Source organism: Acidimicrobiia bacterium (assembly GCA_016650365.1).
In the GTDB taxonomy this organism is placed as follows: Bacteria; Actinomycetota; Acidimicrobiia; order Spongiisociales; family JAENVV01; genus JAENVV01.
In genome coordinates, this window is the sequence record JAENVV010000293.1 from 1 (window position 1) to 5,552 (window position 5,552).

Genomic DNA, 5,552 nt, shown 5'->3' on the forward strand with positions numbered 1-5,552 from the left:
CTCACAACCAACCACGAGGCGATCGCCTGGGCGGCCGACGCTGAAACCCTTGGTCTCCCGGTCTTCATCCTATGGCCAGGTGCGGCCGACGCCCTCGACTTGTCGAACGAATGGGTCAACCTGGACTCTCCTCTGGGAAGCTCAGCTCGAACGCTGTATTACTTCACCCCGTAGGTCTGACGCAGGCTCTAGTCCCAAACCCCGGCCTTCGCCGGATGGCAGGCGGTGGGATCTGAGTGGTGTGATCCTCAAACCAAGTCAGCGAGGAGGCCAATCACCGGCGGGCTGACACTCGCTTGCCCGAGATGTCTGCCAGGTGAGCTACGCCCCATCCGAGACGAGCGTCAAGACAAACCTGAAACCGGACCCATCGGCGTGGCGTCTCGGTGCCAACCAGCTGAGTGGATCCCCTCCGGCCCCGGATCACCGGCTCTTTCGAATCGCGAGCGTTAAACCCACCGAGGCAACAGCTTCACCCACGACGAACCCTCCTCCGATGGCTACGAGCGGATCGGCAACGAGCGCCAACACTGTCACCGCAGTTCCCAAACCGATAAACCAGGGACCAATGAGCCCGACGGCGTACTCGATAAAGATAAGGATTTGCTGCATAAACAAGCCGAGTGTGGCGAAAACCATGCCAGCCGCGATAGTCGCCGAGAACAACCGGGTGGGAGCGAAGGCTTCACCGAGCAGAAGTTGAACCAGTTGGGGACCGATGGACCGAACCAGGCAATGACCGCCACGGGGGCGGCGATCATGAGGCTCCTCGTTGCAAGCGATCGAAGGCCGTCGCGTCCGGACTCAATTTGTAACTCGACCAACGGTCGGATCACCCTAGCGACAACCCCATACGCCAGCGTGATCGGCGCTCTGTAGAGCACCATGACCATAAAGACGATGCTGATCTGCTCGGGCGCCAGTCCGAAGGTCGCGGCGGCGAGAGGACCTCCGGCGAGGAGGAGCTGCCCAGTGCCGTTCGCGGCAACGAGCGCCCAGAGAAGAGAAGCACCATCGGACGCTTGGGACACTCCATGGACTGGCCTAATCGTACGACCCGCAAAGAGAGCGGCCAGTCCGCCCGCGACCAAAGCCCACCCGACCTCAATAGCACCACCACCAGCCACCAGGATCGCCGCCGCCACCATGAACCGGATGGCAGATTCCAAAAGCGTAACGAACCCATACCGTCGATATCGGCCACCGGCTGCCAGCCTTGCTCTCCGGAGCGCAAACCAGGTATAGACCAGGACGATCAGGCCCAACTGAAACCCGAACCAAATTGATCCGGCAAACAGGTCGGTGCGCCACACGTAGCCGATGGCGACAACGAACACGCAAGTCACCGAGGCCGTGATCCCGGTCAACCTGACCAAAGAACCGGCCTTGCCAGCCACGATTCGGGACACCAACATCTGCTCCAAGGGCAGTATGACGATCGTGAATATGAGGAACTGAAACGTCCACAACGCCGAGACCGGGGCGAAGACCGTCGGTCCGAGAGCGCGGCCTACAACCAATTGAAAGAGATACGATCCGATAGCGGCACCGACCGCACCGACGACCATCACAGTCGTTCCCGAAATCGCCCTCCCTGGAGTCCATCTACGGAAGGGGCCGGGAGAGGTCATTTACGCAATCGAGACACGTCACCGGATGACATCAGCGTAGACACCTCAGCCAGTCGCCACTTCGAGCCGCTGGCCGGCAAGGAACGGTGCAATGAGTTCTGCGAATACTTTTGCTCGGGCATCGAACGTGTGGAACTCGCGAACAATCGACATTCCCTGGGCAGCAAGCACTTCCCGGCCGTTTGGGTCAATACGATAAAGCTCAATCAATGCCCCCAGGCCGTCAGCTGAGTCAAAGGTCGGGACGGCATCCCCAAATGCTTCGGCAAGGCCCTCCACCTGATCGGATAGGACGAAAGCACCTGAAGCGAGAGCATCGAACAAGCGATTCGAGAGAAATCCCCACTGTCGCATGTCGGGCGATTGAACGTTGACCACCATCTTTGACCGATAGGCGCCGGGAAGTCGCTCATCCGGTAGGAACCCGTCCAGCGGGCTGGTCGGAATAGCGCCGACCTCCCGCTCATGATGGGTGTCGAAATCCACACCTCGGGCATTGAGATATTCAGCCAATGGCCTGGTGGCATCCTCGGTTGTACCGGCCAGCAACACGTCTGCGAGGGATCCGGGCTGCTGAGGATGGGGATGAAAGCGACTGGCATCCGTGGCCAGATGGAACACCTGAACCGGCACGTTGACTTGGCCGGCGAGGTAGGCCGCATACTTCGAGGAAGCAACGAGCACAAGGTCATACCGCTCAACCTCTCTAGGGCTGATGTCTTCTAGGTGGCTGGTGATCCAGAGCACGTTGATGTGACCTGGTTTCGGAAGGTACGGAGTCAAACCGTGCAGGTGGACCACGATATCGGCATCTTGACAGCCCTGGTCGTCCCACTCCGCCAAGACATGGATGTCTGTGCGAAATCCCTGTTTTCGCAGGGCAGCTGCGAAATGGCGGGCGAAGTGAGTGTCGCCCCAGGCCTCGGCGACATCCCGCGTCGGTGCACTTATCTTGATGGCAATGCCCGGACGCCGGAATTCGGCAGCGACCGCCGCGAGGAAGTCATCCACTCGCTTGTCGTATGTGTGAGACTCCAAGACCATCCCCCGGAGCTGATCGACGAGTTCAAGCCGAGCGACATCATCGTGTAGGTACTTGTCCAGAAGAAACCGGAGTTCCTCCCGCGAAGAGTATGTCGGAAGTAGCCCGCCGAAGACCTCAGCGCTACCTAGCGTATTGTCCGTCAAAACCAGTGAGCCGCAGGCGAGAGCGTCGAATACTCGGGAATTGATCGCCCCGTAAGGCAAAGTGGGACTAGCTGTGTCGTCAATCGTGATTGTCGCAGACCGATACACATCCGGCAAGGAGTCATAATCGAGAAAGCCCCGCCAGAACCGTTGGACTCGTGGCACCTTGTCCCAATTCTTGCCAAATATCAGGAAACGTTCATCAGCATCGACAATGATCTGGTCGATGACCTCGCGGTCCTGGCCCCAATAGTTCCCGGTGAACACGTAATCACTCGCATACGTTGGGTTTCTTGGTCCGGGGCCAAAACGATCCGGATTGGAAGCAAGCGGAATCACCGTTGAGGTCCGACCAAGTCGTTCCTCGATCATGTCAGCCGAGACCGAGCTTGACGGGACCAAAACGTCGTAGGCACCTATCCACGGCCGGTCGAGCCATCGGTCGGTCCAGTTCCGCACCCACGCCACCGTAACGGCCGGCGAAGACATACGACTCGGATCGAATGTGTCCAGCAGAGCAATAACGAGGCTGACGTCATCGGGAAGGTCATACCAACGATCCTTGTATCGTTCGGCGTAGACAACCTGCCAACCAGCCCGAGTGAAAGCATCTCCCAGCTCGTGGGCCGTATACCAGTCGCCCCACCCGAGGCTCGGATCGTCCTGCGTCAACGTAATCGCGACGGTCCTACCCCCTCCTAGCGGATCCGCCCACCGGGTCTCCTCGGCGATGGCGTCCAGACGCAACGTCCGCGAAAGGGATGGAGCCCAGCGATCAACAAACACCTGGGCATTCGTCATCCGATTTACCCGAACGACGCCCGCCCCCAGCTCATCCTGGCTAGCCGATTCGTGATGGAAAAGTGCCGCCTGACCACAAAAGAGCACGGTCCGTCCAGACTGTCGGATCATCAAATTAAGGTCGACATCCTCGGTCCCGTAGACATACGCTTCGTCAAATTCGCCAACTTCATGGAACACATCACGAGGAATCAACATACAAGCGGCCGTCACGCTCGGGACCTCGAAGGTTCCAGCCAGCACCTCTGCGGTCGGGTCCTCTCCCCTACCCAGGTTCACCGCGCGAGGACGGCCTTTATGCCAGGTATAGGCAATACCCCGATGTTGCACTGTCAACTGAAACTCCTGGCTATCAGGGTTGGAGGACTCCGGATAAACGAGTAGTGCACCGACTGCACCAACATTCTCAGCCTCCTTGGCAGTTGCGACCATGGCCGAGAGCCACCCCGGGTTGATCGGATCGACATCGTTGTTGAGAAATAAGAGGAAGCTGCCGTTGGCAGCTTCCTCCCCCTGGTTACAGGAGCGCGAGAACGATTCGTTACGAGAATTCACGATCACGGTAACGGATAGATCGGCTACTCCTGAAAGCCACTCCACGGTTCCATCGCTCGAAGCGTTGTCGACGACAATGAGCTCGAAGTTGGGATAGTCGGTTCGGGACCGCAGGCCTCGGACCAAGCGTTCCATATGATGTTTACCGTCCCTGGTTGGAACGATGATTGACACCTGCCCCTGATCTGTGGGCGACGCCGACGGGCGAAGTTTGTTAATCGCCGCCACAACCTCTTGTTTGCTAACTCGTGGTGGGTGAATCTTGGCCGGGGGCGCGGCGGCCTTCTGTCCCTTGCTCCGACGATAAACCGCAGAGGCGCCGGGCACGCGACGCAAGAAGCGAAATCGCTGCGCAAGCCCCAGCGCCAGCCGCACGGACCTCCGATTCGAAAGTCTTGCATACTTCCTTTTTGCGGCGGCGAGTTCACCAGCGAGTTCCTTCATACGAACTTCGAGAGCGGCGATCCGCGCCACCCTCTCCCGGTCTTGAGAGCCCAGTTTCTCGTTTTCACCCCTGAGGTCAGCAATCGTCCGGTCAGACTCAGCAATTCTTGCCAAAGCGTTGTCCAAATGAACTTGGATGTCTTCATTGGTGGCCGTTGAAGCGTCTCTCAAAGGAGTACCGTATTGAGGGGCTCCTCGTGCGGCGCGATCGTTGGTACCGTGATCGGTCATGTCGATGCGTTCCTCCGATGGCGGTCAACGGTACAGACCCCGGCCTCCGTGGGTTCAGCCAGCATCCCGCGAGTTGCACCGTTTCGCAGGTCTCGCCGATACCAGAGTCTGTCCAGGCGCCTCGGGGTGCCAGCCAACAAGCTCATCGCGAACGGCTTCGATTCGATTGCTGCTCCAACTTCAGTTGATACCTATGAAGTTGAATACGAAGTATTAGACCATCCCGAGCGGCAGCGGATTCGGAACCCACCAAAACAACCCCAGCATTGTTGAGGCGTCGCTCGCCTTGATATTCCCTATGGTGAGGAACGAGGCAAACTCGCACCGCTTCCACAGGTCCGAGGGTTTGGGAAATCATGGCCAGGCATTGTAGCCCTTGACGGGCTAGTTTCCTCCACCCGACAACCGATTCACCACGGCCGCGGTAACTTCGCTGGCGGTAAACCCGAAACGTTCTGCGAGCACTTCCGCCGACGCGGAAGCACCAAACTGGTCCAGGCCGATCATGAGGCCGTCGGAGCCGACCAATCGTTCCCAGCCAAACGTGGAGGCCGCTTCGACGGAAACCCGCAAGAGATCAGTGCCGAGCACGCCGGCCCGATAAGCCTCATCCTGGGCAAAGAACAGCTCCCAACACGGGAGGCTCACGACTCTGGCTGAGATACCTTCGGAAGCCAATATGTTCGATGCCTCCAAAGCCAG

General features: G+C 58.9%; 4 protein-coding genes. 1 reads left to right on the forward strand and 3 read right to left on the reverse strand.

The genetic code is table 11. From position 1 onward, the window contains the following. The coding region (locus JJE47_16535; protein ID MBK5269029.1) for a hypothetical protein at positions 1 to 174 on the forward strand (174 nt) is incomplete at its 5' end. Between the two features lie 359 nt (positions 175 to 533). Here the strand turns inward: JJE47_16535 and JJE47_16540 are convergent. The 3 genes from JJE47_16540 to JJE47_16550 all read right to left on the reverse strand — a co-directional run bounded on the left by JJE47_16540 (position 534) and on the right by JJE47_16550 (position 5,528). Next, positions 534 to 1,631, reverse strand: a complete 1,098-nt coding sequence (locus JJE47_16540; protein MBK5269030.1) for a hypothetical protein — start codon at positions 1,629 to 1,631, stop codon at positions 534 to 536. Positions 1,632 to 1,676: 45 nt separating this feature from the next. Beyond that, on the reverse strand, positions 1,677 to 4,349 hold the full coding sequence (locus JJE47_16545; GenBank protein ID MBK5269031.1) for a glycosyltransferase: 2,673 nt from the start codon (positions 4,347 to 4,349) through the stop codon (positions 1,677 to 1,679). A gap of 885 nt (positions 4,350 to 5,234) precedes the next feature. Continuing rightward, on the reverse strand, positions 5,235 to 5,528 hold the full coding sequence (locus JJE47_16550; GenBank protein MBK5269032.1) for a hypothetical protein: 294 nt from the start codon (positions 5,526 to 5,528) through the stop codon (positions 5,235 to 5,237). Positions 5,529 to 5,552: the final 24 nt, after the last annotated feature.

Coding starts and splice junctions, on each gene's coding strand:
- JJE47_16540 (MBK5269030.1), bottom strand. CDS start 1,631: ATGACCTCTCCCGGCCCCTTCCGTAGATGGACTCCAGGGAGGGCGATT.